General features: G+C 37.7%; 13 protein-coding genes. 4 read left to right on the forward strand and 9 right to left on the reverse strand.

Going from position 1 to position 19,274, the window contains the following annotated elements:
- Positions 1–29 precede the first annotated feature (29 nt).
- The 4 genes from pglZ to BM378_RS05810 are packed head-to-tail and all read left to right on the forward strand — an operon-like array spanning position 30 to position 9,731.
- Positions 30–2,756 carry a BREX-1 system phosphatase PglZ type A gene (gene pglZ, locus BM378_RS05795; protein ID WP_074988795.1) on the forward strand — a complete coding sequence of 909 codons (2,727 nt, stop codon included), beginning with the start codon at positions 30–32 and terminating at the stop codon, positions 2,754–2,756.
- 12 nt (positions 2,757–2,768) lie between these two features.
- Positions 2,769–4,853 (forward strand): protease Lon-related BREX system protein BrxL, encoded by a 2,085-nt coding sequence (gene brxL, locus BM378_RS05800; protein ID WP_074988796.1) that lies wholly within the window; start codon positions 2,769–2,771, stop codon positions 4,851–4,853.
- Positions 4,854–4,893: 40 nt separating this feature from the next.
- Entirely contained in the window at positions 4,894–7,110 is a 2,217-nt protein-coding gene (locus tag BM378_RS05805; RefSeq protein WP_074988797.1) for an McrB family protein, read from the forward strand.
- A gap of 2 nt (positions 7,111–7,112) precedes the next feature.
- The gene (locus BM378_RS05810) at positions 7,113–9,731 is read left to right on the forward strand and encodes a hypothetical protein (RefSeq protein ID WP_074988798.1); all 2,619 of its coding nucleotides are present in this window, start codon (positions 7,113–7,115) and stop codon (positions 9,729–9,731) included.
- 9 nt (positions 9,732–9,740) lie between these two features.
- Here the strand turns inward: BM378_RS05810 and BM378_RS05815 are convergent, their stop codons facing one another.
- The 9 genes from BM378_RS05815 to hisD form a co-directional block, all read right to left on the reverse strand.
- Complete coding sequence (locus tag BM378_RS05815; protein WP_074988799.1) at positions 9,741–10,328, reverse strand: 3'-5' exonuclease; 588 nt, start codon at positions 10,326–10,328, stop codon at positions 9,741–9,743.
- 85 nt (positions 10,329–10,413) lie between these two features.
- Complete coding sequence (locus tag BM378_RS05820; protein WP_074988800.1) at positions 10,414–11,682, reverse strand: relaxase/mobilization nuclease domain-containing protein; 1,269 nt, start codon at positions 11,680–11,682, stop codon at positions 10,414–10,416.
- 1 nt (position 11,683) lies between these two features.
- Positions 11,684–12,154 (reverse strand): hypothetical protein, encoded by a 471-nt coding sequence (locus BM378_RS05825; protein WP_074988801.1) that lies wholly within the window; start codon positions 12,152–12,154, stop codon positions 11,684–11,686.
- 520 nt (positions 12,155–12,674) lie between these two features.
- Positions 12,675–14,465 carry an integrase arm-type DNA-binding domain-containing protein gene (locus tag BM378_RS05830; protein WP_074988802.1) on the reverse strand — a complete coding sequence of 597 codons (1,791 nt, stop codon included), beginning with the start codon at positions 14,463–14,465 and terminating at the stop codon, positions 12,675–12,677.
- Positions 14,466–14,734: 269 nt separating this feature from the next.
- Positions 14,735–15,469, reverse strand: coding sequence for a 1-(5-phosphoribosyl)-5-[(5-phosphoribosylamino)methylideneamino] imidazole-4-carboxamide isomerase (locus BM378_RS05835; protein WP_036971973.1), 735 nt, complete (start codon positions 15,467–15,469; stop codon positions 14,735–14,737).
- 28 nt (positions 15,470–15,497) lie between these two features.
- Positions 15,498–16,088, reverse strand: a complete 591-nt coding sequence (gene hisH, locus BM378_RS05840) for an imidazole glycerol phosphate synthase subunit HisH (protein WP_036971972.1) — start codon at positions 16,086–16,088, stop codon at positions 15,498–15,500.
- Positions 16,085–17,146 carry a bifunctional histidinol-phosphatase/imidazoleglycerol-phosphate dehydratase HisB gene (gene hisB, locus BM378_RS05845; RefSeq protein ID WP_036971969.1) on the reverse strand — a complete coding sequence of 354 codons (1,062 nt, stop codon included), beginning with the start codon at positions 17,144–17,146 and terminating at the stop codon, positions 16,085–16,087. Before hisB ends, hisH begins: the two co-directional genes overlap by 4 nt.
- Entirely contained in the window at positions 17,146–18,240 is a 1,095-nt protein-coding gene (hisC, locus tag BM378_RS05850) for a histidinol-phosphate transaminase (protein WP_065979046.1), read from the reverse strand. The genes hisB and hisC overlap by 1 nt, the downstream gene beginning before the upstream one ends.
- The coding region (gene hisD, locus BM378_RS05855; RefSeq protein ID WP_074988803.1) for a histidinol dehydrogenase at positions 18,230–19,274 on the reverse strand (1,045 nt) is incomplete at its 5' end. The genes hisC and hisD, both read right to left, overlap by 11 nt.

The following is a 19,274-nucleotide window of genomic DNA, read 5'->3' on the forward strand; positions in this document are numbered from 1 at the left end:
TAAAGCCGAAATGTTTAAAGGCATAAGAAATGAATTTAGAACAAATAAAACAAGGCATCTTAGCAAAATTTGATAGATGCCGATTAGTATTCTGGCAAGATGAAGAGATTGAGTTTCAAGAGCAATTACCGGTAATTGAAACTGAATTTGAATCATCAGGTGTCGAGCTTATCAAGTTGGATGAATATTCGCACTTTGAAGTCAAGCAACGTGTTGAGCTAAAAGAGCCTAACACTCAATTCTTACTGTATAGTAATAAATCTCTAAACGAACCAACGCGTGATTGGCTTTACGATATTCGCCTTTATGCTGAGCATTTTTATGCTGATTCAAGCTCAATGATATTAAATGAACTTGGTATGCGTATGGAGTTTCGCCAAGACATTAGCCGCTATAAAAAGTTTTTTGGTAATCAGCAACGTTACAGCAAACTTAAGAAGTTATTACCTGAAGGCGCAGATAAGCAAGCACTAGAATTAGCAATGGTTGCGGTAGTTGCTAAGGTAGAATCCGTTAGTTTTACAACCATACTACATCAATTAATTTCACTATTTGTTGAGTCTCCAAATAAGTGCGATGAAGCCATTACTGAATTAGAAAAATTTGAATTAACCAATATATTTTGGCGTCACGCGGTTGAAGAATTTGGTTATATTGCTTTAGGTAATTGGGTTAGCGATGAAGATACTGAACAGCCAGTTGCCAATGTTAAAGACCTTATAACTAAACTACTAGTAACCGATTGTTACCATGGTCTACAGGCGTCTGGTGTTTCAACTAGTAAAACAGATTTTGCTACAAGTTTATCTGCACATGTATTACCACTTTCTATTGATTCCGAAAGCTTTGACAAGCTTCCTAAGTCTATTAGAGAACTAATAGGCAATGCAGCTGCGAAGCGAGCAGCTGTGGTTAGTTTTGTTTCTTCTTGGCGTGAAAGCCGTACTTTGTCTGCATCGTACAACGACATAGCTCAAGAAGTTGCTGATGAATTAGAAATAAAACACAAGTTAGCTGAGTTTAAAAATCCGAGTAACTTCATAAATGTTGAGACCTTCATTGAAGTTGAACAGCAGTTGATCAAATTAATTGCGACAGACTTACAGGCTTATTCTGCTAATGAAATCAGTGATTGGGTGTCGACTAAATTATACGGCCATTGGTGCAGTGTCGATAAAAATTATCAATACCTGTTCGCTTCTCTTCGCGCTGCAAAAGAGTTCTACGACTTAAGAGATAAGTACTTTGATGGTTTTTATTTCGACAGTGCGAAGGCTCTCTATAAAGCCTACGAATCAGAGCTTTATAAGTTTGATCATGCCTATCGGATTTTCTTTGAGAACTTTATCAATTTACGTAAGAACAATGGCGGTGACTTATTACAAAGTTTAGGTTTAGTTGATGATATTGAAAATCTTTATGTGAATTGGTACTTGAATGACTTAGCCATAGCATGGGGTAAATTGGTTGATAGCGAGAGTCTTCTTGATAATTGGAAGATTGTAGGCGTTCATAATCAACAACACTTTTATCAACAAGAAGTGCGTGGCCTATTAAGAAATACTCAAGCCAAACGTATTTTTGTGATTATTTCAGACGCTTTACGCTATGAGGTTGCTCACGATATTTATCAGCGTATCAGTGATGAAGGGCGTTTAAAGCCTGAATTAAAATCTCAGCTAGGTGTTGTTCCATCTTATACCCAACTAGGAATGGGAAGCCTACTTCCACACCAAAAGTTAACTGCGCATTTAGGTTCAAAAGTAGAATACAAAGCTGACGGTATTTCTGTACATGGTCATGACAACCGTCAAAAGGTGTTGGCAAAGCATAACGGCGTTGCTTTTAAAGCCGATGAGGTTTTCAAGTGGACAAGACAAGTAGCCAAAGAGCAAATTGGTGAATCTGAAGTTGTCTATATTTATCACGATATGATTGATGCCATAGGCGATAAGCAAAGTACTGAAAATCAGACTTTTGAAGCTGCACAAGATACGGTTGTTGAATTAATCGAGTTGATAAAGCGAATCTTTAACCGTTTAAATGGTAGTCGAGTGCTCTTAACAGCTGATCATGGCTTTTTATTTAAAATGACCGATTTAACGGATTCAGATAAAACCGCTCATAAGTCAAAACCTAAAGGCGCAATTGAAGATAAAAAACGTTATGTGATTGGTTCAAATTTGCCTTCAGATGATTTTTATTGGACTGGGAAAATAGCCAATACAGCTGGAATTGACCCTACTTTAGGCGATGATGCAGAATTTATTGTGCCTAGAGGTAGTAATCGATTCAATTTTGTAGGCGGTGCTAAGTTTATCCATGGTGGCATTATGCCGCAGGAAATTTGTGTTCCTGTGCTTCAAGTTCGTGAGCTTGATATTAAAGCACAGACAAAATTAGCTAAACAAAAAGTTGGTGCTGTTCCTTTACAGAACCCAATTAAAATCGTTTCAAATATCGATAGGATCTCATTTTTACAAACAGACCCTGTCGGCGATAAGTTTAAAGCTCGTAAGTTGGAACTTTGGATTGAAGACCCTTTTGGTAAACAGGTGAGTTCTAAAGAAGAGCATATATTTGACTCAGTTTCAGAAAAGCTCGATGAACGTAAACGTAACATTCAAATTAAATTAGAGGGCAGCGGCTTTGATCGCACTGTAAGTTATAAATTGATAATGGAAGATACTGAGAGTAAAACCAAAACAACACACTCCGTTATTATTGATTTAGCCTTCGAAGATGATTTTTTTTAGAGGATAGCGCAAATGGAAAATGAACATTTAGATAATAGTAACATCACAAGTAATGAATCCTCTCAAATTCGAAGCGCTGACCTTGACGATTTAATGACGACTGAATTTAAAGGTCGTGTTGTTCGTAAAGATTTAACAAAACAGTTAAAAGAAGGTGCGAACGTTCCGGTTTATGTACTTGAATATTTATTGGGCATGTACTGCTCTTCAGCAGAGGATGAGTTAATCCAAGAAGGGTTGAAGAACGTTAAGAAGATCTTGACGGAAAACTATGTGCGTCCAGATGAAGCTGAAAAAGCCAAGTCGTTGATCCGTGAAAAGGGCACTCATAAAGTCATTGATAAAGTAACGGTAAAACTCAATCAGAAAAAAGATATCTATGAAGCGAGTTTATCAAATATTGGAATTAAAGATGCCGTTGTTCCTAATAAAATTGTTAAAGAAAACGAAAAGTTATTAACCGGTGGTATCTGGTGCATTATTACGGTGAGTTATTTCTATGAAGAAGGTCAGAAAACATCGCCGTTCTCTGTATTTAGTTTAAAACCAATCCAAATGCCTTCAATGAATATGGATGAGGTGTATCAAGCTCGTCGTAAGTTCTCAGTTGATCAATGGATAGATTTGTTACTTCGTTCAATAGGGATGGAGCCAGCTAACCTTGAACATAGATGCAAGTGGCACTTAATAGCTCGCATGATCCCATTTGTTGAGAATAACTATAACGTATGTGAACTCGGTCCTCGTGGAACGGGTAAGTCTCATGTTTATAAAGAATGTTCTCCGAATTCATTGTTAGTTTCAGGCGGTCAAACTACGGTAGCTAACCTGTTTTATAACATGTCTTCACGCCAAATTGGTTTAGTTGGTATGTGGGATGTTGTTGCCTTTGATGAAGTCGCAGGTATTCGTTTTAAAGATAAAGACGGCATTCAGATCATGAAAGATTACATGGCGTCTGGTTCTTTTTCTCGTGGCCGTGATTCTATTGAAGCAAAAGCCTCTATGGTGTTTGTTGGGAATATCGATCACAGCGTTGAGACATTGGTAAAAACTAGTCACTTATTAGCGCCATTTCCAGATGAAATGATCGACTCAGCTTATTTTGATCGCTTCCATGCTTATATTCCGGGCTGGGAAATTCCTAAAATGCGCCCAGAGTTCTTTACAGACCGATTTGGACTGATAACAGACTACTTAGCAGAATATATGCGTGAAATGCGTAAAACCACGTTTTCAGATGCAATCGATAAGTTCTTTAAGTTAGGTAACAACCTTAATCAACGTGACGTTATTGGTGTAAGAAGAACAACATCAGGTTTGCTTAAGCTTCTATATCCAAATGGTGAATATACAAAAGAAGATGTACGCACATGTTTAACTTATGCTCTTGAAGTGCGTCGTCGGGTAAAAGAGCAACTTAAGAAAATTGGCGGTATGGAATTCTTTGACGTTAATTTTAGTTATATCGATAACGAAACGCTTGAAGAGTTTTTTGTCAATGTGCCAGAGCAAGGTGGCTCAAATCTAATCCCAGCAGGGGTCACAAAGCCCGGAGTAGTGCACTTTGTTGATCATGGCGCTTCTGGAAAATTAGGTGTTTATCGTATTGAAACACAAATGACACCGGGCACAGGTAAACATTCAACATCGGGATTTGGTTCAGATACGAGTGCTAAAGAACAAGTACGCGTTGGATTTGAATACTTTAAAGGTAACTTAAACAGAATAGCCGCTAATTCTCGTTTCTCTGAGCATGAATTTCACATACATTTTGTAGATTTACAAACATCAGGAAATAGTCACCAAGCGAGTTTAGGTGCATTAGTAGCATGTTGTTCAGTATTACTTAATAAGCCTGTGCAAGAGCAAATGGTGGTATTAGGCAGCATCACACTTGGTGGCGTAGTAAACCCAGTTCAAGATTTAGCATCAAGTATGCAGATAGCGCTGGAGGCAGGTGCAACTAAAGTGTTACTGCCTATGGCATCAGCTAGTGATATACCTTCTGTACCTGCTGAAACATTCACCAAGTTCCAAGTAAGCTTTTACAGTGATCCTGTAGATGCTGTTTATAAGGCTCTTGGGGTGCAGTAATAATAAAAAAAACTAAGCTAGATACAAGGATTAGTGCTCTATGAATGAAGTAATATATTCTAAGGAAGAACTAGAAGACCTTTCTGAAGCCGAGTTGTTGGATATTTTAAAGCAGTCTTGGGGTGTGAATGACAACAAAATTGAAGTTTGGGGAGAGTTACCAGCTCTTGGAGACACTACTTTTGGTTTCCTAAGAAATCCTCATTTAGTTTCAACGGGAGATAGGTTGTATTACCCAGTACAAGGTGTAGAAATAGAGCCTTGTAGTTTTTTTATGGCACCCCAAGATGCATCAAGCTGTGGTTCAAAAAAGCACAAGCGTTTCGTCCGTTGCGAATTGGAACTATCTCCTGAATCAGAGCGCCGAAAACATAGAAATCCATTAAGTTTATGCGTGAAAAGTGGTACTGGAGAAAATCTTCGTTATTTGCCTAAAGAAATACCGTTAGAAATTTTAACAAACCCCAATTCAGAAGAGGAAATTTCTCAGCTTATCTCAAAATCTATATATGACTTTTATCATGAAAAAGCGATGGGAGATCTAGATGAACTTGTAAAGAAAGAACAAAGTGAATTTGAGCTAAAAATGGCTCAAAAAGAAAGAGACGCTACCCAATCTCTTGAAATTATTAAAGATAAAATACAAGAAAATGAAGAAAAGCGTGATACTGCTATAAAGCTAGTCGAAAAATTAAATAGCAAGCAAATTGAGCTTGATAAAACTATTAGTAAATTAGCTCAAGATAAAGCAACTAAACAAACTGAAATTCAAACACTGGTCGCCAGCTATACAAGGATAGAAGCAGAAATGAATAATAAAATTAAGCGATTAAAAGAGTATGTAGCTGATAAAGCATTATTTTTAAAAACGTTTGAATTTATCGATGAAGAAGTGTTGGAGCTTTTTATACAGGAAAGCCAACCTTCAAGTGTTCAAGTCGAAGGGATTTCGTTTAATGATATTTTAAATGGTGACTACCAACAAGCTGTATCATATATCCAATCATATTTAGTCAGCCAAGATATTCTATATCCTCGTCATATAATTGAAAATTATATGACTTTGTTAAGAACTAAAGATCTTGTCATCCTTGCGGGAGATTCCGGCTCTGGAAAAACTAACTTAGTTAAATCTTTTGCTAAGGCTGTTGGTGGAAAATCAATTATTGTTCCTGTAAAGCCTAATTGGACAAGCTCTGAAGATTTATTAGGTTATTACAATCCACTTGAAAAAAAATATTTAGCCACACCATTTTTAGAGGCAATGATTGAAGCAGAGCAAAATCCAACAATACCTTATTTTATATGCTTAGATGAAATGAATCTTGCGAGAGTAGAGTATTATTTTGCTGACTTTTTATCGCTCCTTGAAACAAGAGATGAGTCGCCTGAAATTACACTTTACTCTGAAGACGAATCTTCTCATGTTCTTTCTGAGCTAAAAGCCGTTGTAGATATTATTCAGTCTACAAAGGAAAAATATAGTAAAGAAGGTGTAATTAACTTTATTGAGTTACTTAAAGATGAAACATTAAATAATCAGCTGAGATTAGCGTTTGGCTTTAGTGATAAGGATTCGCTTATTAAATATCATAGTGAGGTACGACGCATGCTTTCGGGAGTTATGACGATGCCTTCAAGTATCAAAATGCCTGCTAATCTGCATATCATAGGGGCTATCAATATAGATGAAACGACACATTATTTATCACCTAAAATTTTAGACCGTGCGCATATAATGCGGTTTGAGTCTCCACTTCTATCAAATTGGGATGAAATATTAACTCAAGTCGAATCATATGAATTCGAAGATACTTCAAAGCCATTGCTTTTTAATATAGACCAGCTTGGTTATCGAAATAATTATCCGAGATTCGATAGAGATAATGCGTTTTGTAAACTCTTTGTAGAGTTAAATAAAGATTACTTCCACAAGCTTGGTGTCGAATTTGGTATGAGGACCATTCGCCAAGGCTTAAATTATCTGGAGCTTTTCCAAGAAGTAAACGACGACTCAAGTATGGCGATCAATAACTTTATGCTTCATAAAGTGTTGCCAAAATTTACGTTTGATGGAAACAAGCATGTTGGAGAGCAAACCAAATTAGAATTAGTTGATAGAGTGTTTGTTGAAAGGGTTAAATCGTTATTACCTAATTTTGAAGAGTATAGTGAAGTATTTTCAGCAGTTCACGCCATTGAAACCGTTGTAAAGAATGCCAAGGCAAATGATGGCGTTGTTAATTTCTGGTCTTGAACGTGAAGCCTCAATTTGAAATAAAGTACATAGAGCTTCAGTGGTATGACAAAAATACTTTAGTTAAAGTAACTGAGTCTTTAAATGCCCTTCGTGTGGAGTATGATTCGGTGAATCAATGCTTCACGACAGAAACCACAATTTATCCAAAACTTGATGAAATTAAGCGAGGCCAACTCGCTGTTCGTGTTTTAAATGTCGAAGCTGGACAACCGTATATTAATTTGCCTAACAATGATAAGAAGCTTTTAACCCAGATTAAAGATCCAGACACTGGCATTTATTGGTGGATACTTAAAGAAAAGTGGATAAGCGAGCAAAAACAATGGTTTGGAATTGCGCCGAATATTGTTGGAACTTTAAAGTTTTATATAACTAGTCAACTTTGTGAGGTCGAAATCAATGGCTCTGATTTTAGTGTTGAACAATTAGAACAATATTTAAGGGTTTTCAAAAATGATTTATGGGAACTTATTCTTGATGACAGTAGTGCCGTACAGGCAAATGCAAAGCAAACGAATGGTATAGGTGTTAGTGAAGAAATAATTGAGTGTATCAGTAAAATAGTTAATGCGGCTCAAAAAATATTGGAAACACCAAAAGTTGAGCTTCGAGAAATTCAGGCCATAAAGCCAAGAAAATTGGTAAAACCAGTTAACCGTACCTTTATGGAGTTGGTTTCGAAATCTAATCAACGTTTTCTAACCAGTAGAGCGACCCAACCATCATATAATGTGCCAGAAAATAGGTATATTCTTTTCGCTTTGGAACGATGCGGCCGCGTTCTTAAACAAATAGTTATTCTTGCTCAGAATAAATCACAACGATTCTTGGACACAACCAACAAACTAAGAGAGCAACTTCATTCTTTTACCACTAGTGTGAAAGTCAATCGAGAGTTAGTGGTAAAAGATTTAGAAAGGGTTAGGGAAAGAACAAAGCTAGAATACTGGCAAAACAAGTTAAATCTAAAGATAAAAGACAATAACATTCAACTAAAGACAACAAAGTGTTCACTAGATTTATATTTGCATTTAGAGAATAAAACACAACAAAAGGATGGTTTTTTTATTCTCATATGGAACGGTGAGAGCTGGGGAAAGCCAGATAATAAAAGTGGTATTTTAAGTTTAAGGAATCGTTATCAGGTTCTATTAGAAGTATTAGAACCGGGCGAAACTCTGAAGTTTAATTGTGATTACAATTATCGCACTAGTGAACGTGCCGTTTTATTTAATTTGGATAACGTTCATTCGATTGAATTGATAGACTGTCAATCGAGTCAAAAAGCAAAAGAAGCTTTTGAAAAAGAGATACTTATAGGTAAAGAATTGGCGAAAAATGGCTGGGTAAAACCCTTATCTCAGCAAGAACTGGAGGAGCAAAATAGGGAAAAAGCCTCATTACTTAATCGAATCAATTACTACTCACAAAATCAAGAATTATCAGATTATATATACAAACGAATAGAACCTAAATATCGAGAACTAAGAAAATTAATTCAACATATGAAAGGGCTTGGAATTATGCCTTCGTCTAATTTTCCTAACTCAATGACATTCGTCCAAAATATTAATTATCAGGCCGTTCATAATGGCTATAAGGTATTGAGAGATATCACTAAACTTACAGATGATGAGCTTTTATTAAACCTTGAACAAATAGATGATATGGGGCTGGTAAATATGCCTCTTTTATATGAACGTTGGACTTTAATACAACTCATACTTGTTCTAAAAAATTCGTTTAGGTTTGTACCACAGAAGGATTGGAAATATAAACTTATCGAAGCAGTAAAGTCTAACAAAACAGATATTAACGTAAATTTAACTAATGATGAGGCAAAAAGATATATTTCGCTATGGTATGAAAAATCTTTATCAAATAATAAGCGCCCTGACTTTATTTTGGATCTGACGTGGTTTTCCAATAATATCGACGGTACTACCGAGCGCCATTTTAAACGTTTTGTATTAGACGCGAAATTTTACGATAAACTAACATTTGATAGAGCGGGAGGAATGCTTTCAAAAATTAATGAGTTATTCGACGGTAAAAATTATAGTGAAAATAATTCAAATCCTGTATTTCTTATTCACCCCTGTAATAACCTAATTGAACATCCCATTACTGCACAATCATGGGGGAAACACAGTTTCCTTGGAGAGCTAAACATTAACGACGATGTTAATCTTTTCTCTCATGATCGGGGTGCTGTTTTTTTAAATCCTATAGATCGCTCGCTTTACTCAGACGAATTACAGCGCTTATTGGGTATGTTTCTTCAGTATAAGTTAGAGGATGCTAAAACTAGCGATTTGGATAATGACAGCAGTCAAGCAGTCCCCATTTGCATCAGGTGTGGCTCTAGTGACATCAAAAACTTAAAAAAGACTACTCGCTATCGAAATAGGCATGGTGATTGGGTTGAGCGTACACCTAAGTCGGTATGGATGCAGTGTTGTGAATGTGAACAACTTCAAATATATAATCACTGCGCTAGCGATAAAAGCAGTACTCGTTTGATAAAGAATGGCCTTTATTGGAGCTATCATTCAGCAAGAGCGCTCGAGCCATTTAATATGAAGTGTCCTAGCTGTGGTGAATGGGGCGCATGGTAATATTACTTTCTATTTTGAGAATTTCTTTTGACTATCAATAAATACTCTTCCCATCACATACGGCATTAACTTGATCATATTATTCGCATCATCAATTCCACGGTGATGCGAGCCGGTGTGAGGGATTTTCGCAAGTTTTAACGCTCCGGCCATTCCTTGTCTTTTGCGTACTTTTTGAGTCTTTGAAAATTGCTTTTTAATATTCAGGTGTGGTGCTGTAATAGGGTATGGCAGACTATGAAAAGCACAGTCTTGTTCAAATTGCTGTTTGTCATACTCCCCCCAGCTGCAAAACAGGTAGTTATCGTAATTGCTTAGCCATTTTTGGAGAGCGCTAATTGCTTCAGGGTAATATGGTGCGTTATCAACATCGTGTTGGCTGATCGACGTTAAATTTGAACAAAAGTCGGTTAGTTTTGGGTGTCGTTGGGGTTGAATAAACGTGTTGAACTCATCTAGCTTGGTAAGTGAGTCGGCACAAATTAAAACAGCACCAATTTCGATCATTTCCATTTCGTTTACTGGAAAAGAGTTATCTTTACAACAAGTTGCTTCAACATCAATAATTAAAAAGTATTTAAATTTAGCTAAATCCATCATTTCCCTTAACTTTGTGTGGCGCAATTATAGCGTTTAACAAAAATTATATAAATACGGATTGAGTTAAAGGCTTAAATGATTACTAAAACGAAAATGTATTTTCAAAGTCACCGTCTGTTGGTTCTTTTATTCTCCTAAGGTACGGCTTTATCAACTCATAAGCAAACTGTTGTTCTACGTCTTTTTTCTTTAACCACTTGAAATAAAACCAAAGTAATCTACGTAACATTCGCAAGAATGAGATTTGCTGTTCAATTTGTTGTTTGTTCATGCCTTTGAAAGACATTGGTGGTCTTATCCATAAACCCCAAGAATAACCAGTTTTGTATGTAGATTTTTGTTTATGAGCTTTAAATTTGAGATTTACCTTTTTTACTAGTAAATATTTGCTGTTGTAAGTAGGTTGCTCTGGTAACGAATAAGCTTCAATAGTTCTAGTTACCTTTTGTTCTAAACTGTTAGAGTTTTCTATGCTAATAGCGTGTTTAGAATGATCGTAGTAAACGCCACGTTCTTGCAATGAATTCCAACTATAACCAATACCTAATTTCGAGCCTGTGATTTTATATTTTCCTAAACTAAATGAAACACCTCTTATGCTATCTCGTCGTGTTTGAGCGAAACAGCCGACACCAAGATTGTTTAGGCGTTCGATGAGAACGGGTAGGGGAATATTGTCGCCATATTGTTCTATTACATTATCAATACAAGAGCGAATAGCCTGCACTTTAGTTTTGTATTTCGAATCACTAACTCTTTTCCCATGACCATCTGTATATGGATTGTTATCGTGTTCTAAGCCAAACTTTTTCTCTAACAGGTTTCGAATGATTGCTGTTTTCTTAAAGCTATTACCTAGAACTAGTCGGCGATGAGGTGGGGTATTAGAAATTGTTGAAGCTGCTATATGGCAGTGATTATTTGATGTATTGCCATGCCAAAGCGCAACCCAATGGTGGTCATCGAAACCTAATTTTACTAAAAGATCATCGACTAGCTCACGCCACTGGAATATATTAAGATATTCGCCTTCTTGTAAAGAAACAATTATATGTTCAAACGGATGCATAACACGAGCATTTAATGACTCTACTTTCAAAAAAGTATTGATTAACGGTGTTAAGCTGGCTTCTTTACCACTTAACTTTGTCATTACTCCATTATCGAAAGATAGTAAAGGATTTGTCATTGGCAAAGAGTTACTACTTCCAATAAACTTAATTGTTTCATGTGTAAGCTCACGACCATTAGCATCATGAGTGTGTTTCGTTTTTCCAAAGATATATTTAATAAGCTTTCTAATTCTACCTTGATTATCCTTTTTCTTGGATTTTACAAATTTAATAATCATACTAATTACCCTCATCTAATATACAGCTTTTTTGAGAGGCTAAGTCATTAAGTTCATCAGCTGATAAGTTTGATAGCGCAATTTGTTTAATTGATTCATCAAAATTTTTCTTAAGAAAATGAGACCAAACTTGAAGAGCATTGCCAGTTAAATAAGCCATTTGTATAGCATTAATTAGGTATTGCTCTTTATCTTGATGAGAATCAAATAGGGATTTATCAGACAATGCCAAATTCAGATGTTCAATTAATTGATTTAGTAGACGAACATTATTGGCCATTTCTTCAGCAGTTTGAGTTGGGACTGTAATGCCGTGAAGAGAATCTTCTTCTGTTAAGCTACAGATTAAAGTGTCACGAATGAAAGAGCCGATGGTATTATAATTAGCGGTTTTGCAGGCATCAGAAATAATCTGATGCTCGTTAACGTTAACTCTTGTAACTAGTGATATTTTACGTTTTTTATTTGTCATAACTTTACCTTTATTAGTTATGACGAAATCAATCCTGTGTTTAAATTAAACTTATGTATCTCCATAAGACTTCGTCTTATTTTATTGTTTACTTTTGGTTGCATGAGCAACTGTTTTTTAGATTTGTCGCGTGAGCGACAACAGGGGTTAAATTGAGTAACTTTTACGGCAGTAAAAATAGTTACTATTTAACATACCCTGCCATGGCGCCTTTTACCTATAATTATACAGAACTAACAATTGAAAATATAGTAACTATTTGTTTTGTATGAAAAATAAAATCTCATCAAGTATTTATCCGAAGTTTTTCAATGAGATATGAACGAATTGTTTGGAAATTATTTTGTCCGAATTTACTGTGTAAATTACTGATACTATCTTTGGATATAAATCGAGGTTATTGTTAAGGTTAAAAACAAAATAGGGAACATGCATGCCAGTTGAACTAAAGGAAACATTAGTAATAGGTATCTCAGCAACAGCGTTTTGAATCGACAATGTTGTGGTAAATGACAAAATACTAGTCTCCAGCAAAATCTGAATCATCAAACTCCGCAAACTCACTAGTAGTAAGCTCAAGTTTTTTGTATATGCTATGATTGAGGGTTTTTAATGCTAAAGCAATTCTAATTAAATCATTAGTTTTACGTGTCGCATCTTCACCATATTGTGCAGTTAATTCATCGATTATATCGTTATCAATACTTACATCTGAAACCTCAATTATTTGCTTTGATGGTTCAGGTTGTATCAACTTTGGAGATATATAGCTGTTTAGATAGTTAGCAATTTTCTCACTAGCATCTAATAATACTTGCCTATGTGTTTTAATATAGCCGCTTGTAACGTCGAAATAGTTTTGTGTATGGAACACTAATCGTTTTAATGTATAAATATTGATTTTGAGTTCATTGCCGTACGTGAGAAAGGTTTTTCTGTATATTCCAGTAGGGTAGAACCTAGTATTGGCTAGCTCTTGAATTTTTTTCTCATAGTGATGCTGATTAGGTTTAATGTGATTATTTTCAAGCACATTAAGAAATACATGATTGTGATCATAGTCATGTCTGATCTTAATCTCTCCTTTTTTCGCTTTATTTAATTTATCGGATTTAATTTCCTCCAGCTCTTTGATAACCAACTCAGCTTGCTGATTTAATGGAACACGATAAATTGGTTCTCCATTTTTAAGACGTTCTGCTGCTTCTTTGTCATTCCACGACACAACGGTATAAGTTTTATCGTTCTCTGAAATAGTTTCTATTTGATCCCATTGGATTCTAGCAACATCACCGGGCCTCCATCCAGTCCAAAACATGAAACGTAAAAAGTAATGTGCTCTGACTGCTCCGGGAATAGGTATATTGGTATACTTCATTTTAGGGTAGTCGTCTCTAGTCTCATTTTTAAGAGTCTTTAGTTGCATAATGGCTTGGTAATGGGCTGCAATATGTTCTGTATCTAGACTTTCGTGACGTCTTTTAGCTTTACCGCGTGGATTGTTCCACCGCCCTCGAGCACGGTACATGATTTTTATAGGGTTACGCTTAATATAATGCTCGTCATCCTGTTTTTCATTTACTATATCAATGGCCGTATCATATAGTGAGCCTAAAAACTGAATAACTCTATCGCCTTCTGTAAATGCCTTGTTATTACCGTGGCCGTGATTGTTAGTAATACTTTTATGGAAGCATAGAACTGCTTGGGAGGTAATGTCGTTTAAGTCAGCATCTAAAAGGCTTTTTAAATTATCGGTTTTACCTTTGAAAGTATTTGTATTGACCAATTGCGATTCAGATTCTACATCCTGCCATTTTTGTTTTCTTTTTATGTGAATGTAGCTAAGAACATCTTTTTGGCGCTCATATCTGTCTCGCGTTTCTTTTTGAATGGTTCTGTTGTCCATGTATAAATTATATGCATCTCGAATTGTGTAAACTCTGTTTTCACGTTTTTCTTTTTCAAGCTCTTCATACGGATCTTTTCCTCCTGCCATCCAAGAAATAAATTTGTAGGCAGTTTTTCTTGCTTCAAATAGGTCTATTTCATTTGCTTTGCCAATAACTCTTTTTTTTGCCCCTCCAGAGGCCCCCCTAATTCTCTTTTCGACAAAGTAGGTAGCATTACTGGAGGGATAAACTCTAATTCGTAAACCGTTAGCTGATTGATTCTTATCCTTGAAAACACGCTCTTCCTGTACCGGATATTTCGAGGTCAAAAGTTTTTTTATTTTGGTATGAGAAAATGAAAAATCCTCCAGTTGATCTCTTGGAAAATACTCGGCGAGGTTACTTTCTTTATTAGCCACCTTAGCTCCTTATGAGTGAATAAATAGTGCATAGAACCTACATAAAGTAGCCTTTTTGCAGAGTGTCATAGGATACATATAGGCGACACTTGTTATTTATAATAGTCAATTGGAGACGTATAGGCTACATTTTTTATATTATTAATCTAATGGAGTGGATAGGGCTTACTACTTGACTATAGATATAAGCCCTTAAAATGATTGGATTTTTTATGATTTTTTAGTTTTTATTATTTCTTATAAATATTTGGTATCATACAGGCAAGGAATTATGCGTTTTGATAACATGCTAACGCCTCCTCAACATTAAAGGCACCATCAAGCAATGACTTACCTAAGATAACCCCACCCACACCGAGTTTTTTAAGCTTGGCGATATCGTCAAGCGAGCTTACGCCGCCAGATGCTTGTACTTTTATTTGGCTGTTGTGGTTTATTAAATCTTCATACAGTGCAAATGAAGGGCCTGTCATGGTGCCGTCTTTACTGATATCAGTGCACAGAAAGTCAATGACGCCCAATGCTACGTAAAAATCAACAAGTTCAAATAATCCAAACTCAGATTCACTTAACCAACCGTGAGTGGCAGGAGCCCAGCCGTTTTCGGTTTTATTTACATCAAGGGCAATCACGAAATGTTCGGCCCCAAACTTTTCAATCCATGCTTGGACTTGCTCGCGCTTTTCAACGGCCATTGAACCAATCACAACTTGGTTAGCTCCGGCTTCTAGCCAGTCGGCCACATCGTGTTCAGAGCGAATACCGCCGCCAACCTGATAAGGGACGTTTAATGCTTTGGTCGCGGTTTGAATATGTTGCCATTGCTTTTTGCTCGGGTCGCGTGCGCCTTCTAAATCAACAAGGTGCAGCTTACCTGCACCGCTGTTTGCGTACGCTTGTAAGCGTGCGCCTAGTTCGTAAGGGTAAAATTGTGCTGTATCATACTTACCTTGGTATAAGCGCACAATTTGGTTTTGTAATACATCAAGTGCTGGAATAATCACGTTTTGGTCTCTTATTTTTGTGCTGCGCTTACAGCTGCCAATCTAAAAAGTTTTGTAATAATCGGGTGCCGACTTTGGCACTGCGCTCTGGGTGAAATTGCATGCCTGCATAGTTATCTTTTGCAACAATCGCAGAGAAAGTGTTTCCGTATTCACCACTGACAAGCGTGGCATCGTTGACGGTGTGAGCAAAGCTATGCACAAAGTAAACATGATCTTGCGCTGTTAAACCTTTAGTGAGCGCATGCTCTTTTAATACTGTTAGGTCGTTCCAGCCCATATGCGGTGATGTCAATGTACCTACATCAAGTTGCTTAACAATACCCGGGATTTTACCTAGGCAATCAACATTGCCTTCTTCGGTGCTTTCGCAAAGTAATTGCATGCCTAAACAAATGCCCATAAGCGGACGCTGATATTCATCAATGGCTTGTTGCCAGCCACCGTCTTTTAGGCGCTTCATTGCCACAGAAGCATGGCCTACACCGGGTAAAATAGCACGTTCAAAGCCTTTTAGTTGCTCAGGCGAAGTGATCACTTCTGGATTTTGACCGAGTCGCTCAAACGCAAAACGCACCGAGTTGATATTGGCACAACCCGTATTAATTATGGCAATCATAAACACCCCTTTGAGCTGGCAGTTTGTTGCGTGGCATCTTTTGCGATAGCAGCGCGCAGCGCTCTGGCAAAGGCTTTAAATAAGCCTTCTACTTGGTGATGACAGTTACCCTCGCTGACTGACAAAATCAGGCTCATTGCGGCGTTGTCACTTAAACTTTTAAAGAAATGCTCAACCATTTGCACATCTAAGTCGCCGACTTTTTCACGGCTAAAATCGGCATTTAACACAAACGATGCACGGCCCGATAAATCTATTTGCGCCTCGGCTTTACATTCATCCATCGGTAGCGCAAATCCATAACGGCCAATTTGCGTTTTTGTACCCAGCGCTTGTTTAAGTGCAAGCCCTAAGGCAATACCAATGTCTTCAACGAGGTGGTGTTCATCAATGTGTAAGTCGCCCGTGGCTTGAACATTAAGTCCGATATTGGCGTGGGTGCGAATTTGGTCAAGCATGTGATCAAAAAAGCCAAGGCCAGTACTAATGTCGCCATTTTTGGTCTGGTCTAAATTAACCTGCACATCGATTTGCGTTTCTTTGGTGTTGCGGGTTATGCGACCTTCACGGTTTTGTGTTGTTAGCTGAGTGACAATGGCATCCCAACTGCCGGTGTATAAAATGCCTTCGCAGCATAAGTTAGCAGCAAGACCTATATCTGTTTGGCGGTCACCGATGACAAATGAACGGGCTAAATCTACTTTGCCTGAGCGCATAAGTTCAGTCAGCAACCCTGTTTTAGGTTTACGGCAGTTGCAATTGTCTGCATCAAAGTGGGGGCAAATCAGTACTTCGTCAAATTGAATACCTTGGCTGTTGAGGATATTCATCATTTTGTCTTGCGCAATGTCAAAATCAGCCGTTGGGAAGCTATCTGTACCTAGTCCATCTTGGTTCGATACCATAACTAAGCGGTATCCCGCTGCTTGAAGTTGCAGTAGAGCAGGGATCACATTGGGTAAAAATACTAATTTCTCGAGGCTATCTACCTGTTTATCGGTGATTGGCTCTTCGATAATGGTGCCATCGCGGTCAATAAATAAATACGGGTTACTCATTATACTTCCTGTTCTACTGTGTTACTGGCAAGTGATAAACCATCTAGCCAAATTTTTACTTGTTCTAATTCTTGTTCATTACCGATTGAAATGCGCAGCCAATCATTTTCACCATAAAGAGTGAATGCGCGCATCACAAGACCTTGTGCCAATGCAATATTAAATGACTGTCTATCTTTTAGCTTTAAGGTTACAAAGTTACCTTCACCACTAAGTACCTTAACCACGGCCGATGATTGTTCAAGCCAGTCTTTTAGTTTGGCTTTTAAACTATTTAATATAGTAACTTGGCGACGCATTGAGGCGATGTTATCGCTACTGAGTGCATCAGCCGCAATACGTGCAACTACAGTTGATACTGGATAAGGCGCAATTACTTTACGGATCGGTGCCAGTAAATCACTGTTTGCAAGTGTGAAGCCTGTACGCAAACCTGCTAATGCAAACGCTTTAGATAAGGTTCTTAGCACCACAAGATTATTAAATTCATTAATTAAGCTTGCTGCAGTGTGTTCTGGACAAAACTCTATATAAGCTTCATCTACCACGACGATGGCTTTACCCGCAAGTTGTTGGGTAATCTTTCTGATCTTGTCTAGGCTCGTCATGCTGCCTGTTGGATTATTAGGATTACAAATGAAAACTAATTTCGAGTCAGCTATCGCAGCAACAATTTCATCCACCGTGCCTTTTAACAGTAACTCTTGGGTGAGACCGTTAATGCTTACGTTGTGAGTGTCGGCAGTGACTTTGTACATACCATAGGTTGGTAAAAATAGCGCGATACTGTCTTTTGCTGGGCGGCAAAATGTACGCACCAATAGCTCAATGCCTTCATCGGCACCGCGTGTCATCAGCACTTGTTCTGGCTCTAAGTTGGCATAACATGCGTAACGGTTAATAACCTGTGTTGGCTGTGGATCGGGGTAGCGATTTAAATCGGCCAAACTCACAGTAGGCGTGCGAGAGTAGGGACTTTCGTTGGCATTTAGCCACGTTGTTCCAGTCAGTTTCTCGCTCTTTGCTGAGCTATAAGCTGTTAGGGCTGCAATGTTGTCTGGCAACAGTGTGGTAAGTGTTGAGTTATCGCTCATTATTCAGTGCCTCAAGACGAATTGAAACAGCATTAGCGTGAGCATCAAGCCCTTCTGCTGCGGCCAAAGGTAAAATTGCTTTAGATAATTCACGTAACCCATTTTTGCTAATGGTTTGTACTGTGTAAGTTCTAAAAAAGTCCAGTAAGTTTAAGCTCGAATAGGTGGCACTGTAACCATACGTTGGTAGTACGTGGTTAGTACCTGACGCATAATCGCCTGCAGATTCCGGCGTATAGTCGCCCACAAAGACAGAGCCAGCATTTTTAACTAAGCCTAAATAAGGCTGAGCATCAGCAAGTTGTAAAATTAGGTGTTCAGGACCATATTGTGCTGATACTTCAAATGCCTGCTCAATAGAGTCGACTAAAATCAAGCTTGAATTTGCAAGGGCTTGTTCAGCGGTTTCTTTGCGGCTTAATTTTGCAAGCTGCGTTGTTAATGCTTGCTGCGTAAGTTCAATAATGCGCTCACTATTACACAGTAAGATTACTTGTGAATCAGCACCGTGTTCTGCCTGCGATAATAAATCGGCAGCAATAAATTCAGGATTTGCACGTTCATCAGCAATCACCAGTACCTCAGAAGGACCTGCAGGCATATCAATTGCCATGCCCGGAATCGTCTGGGCGACAAGCTGTTTTGCCATTGTCACAAAACTGTTGCCTGGGCCAAATACTTTATTGACCTTCGGTACAGACTCAGTGCCGTAAGCCATCGCTGCAATTGCCCCTGCGCCGCCACTTTCAACAATTGTTTTAATACCGCATAGCTTAGCTGCATAGAGAATTGCAGGGTTAATGCTTTCATCGCCCTTAACAGGTGTTGCAAGCACAACCGTTTTTGCACCGCTTAATTGTGCAAGGACACCTTGCATAATAACCGACGAAGGTAATGGCGCACTGCCACCGGGTACGTATATACCCACTGCTTCAATCGCTTGGTATTTAAGCTCACATAACACCCCTGGTTGAGTTGTTAGTTTAATGTCTTTTGGTAATTGTGCTTGGTGAAAGCGTTTTACATTAGCGTAA

The sequence above is a fragment of the Pseudoalteromonas lipolytica genome, assembly GCF_900116435.1.
Classification (GTDB): Bacteria; Pseudomonadota; Gammaproteobacteria; order Enterobacterales; family Alteromonadaceae; genus Pseudoalteromonas; species Pseudoalteromonas lipolytica.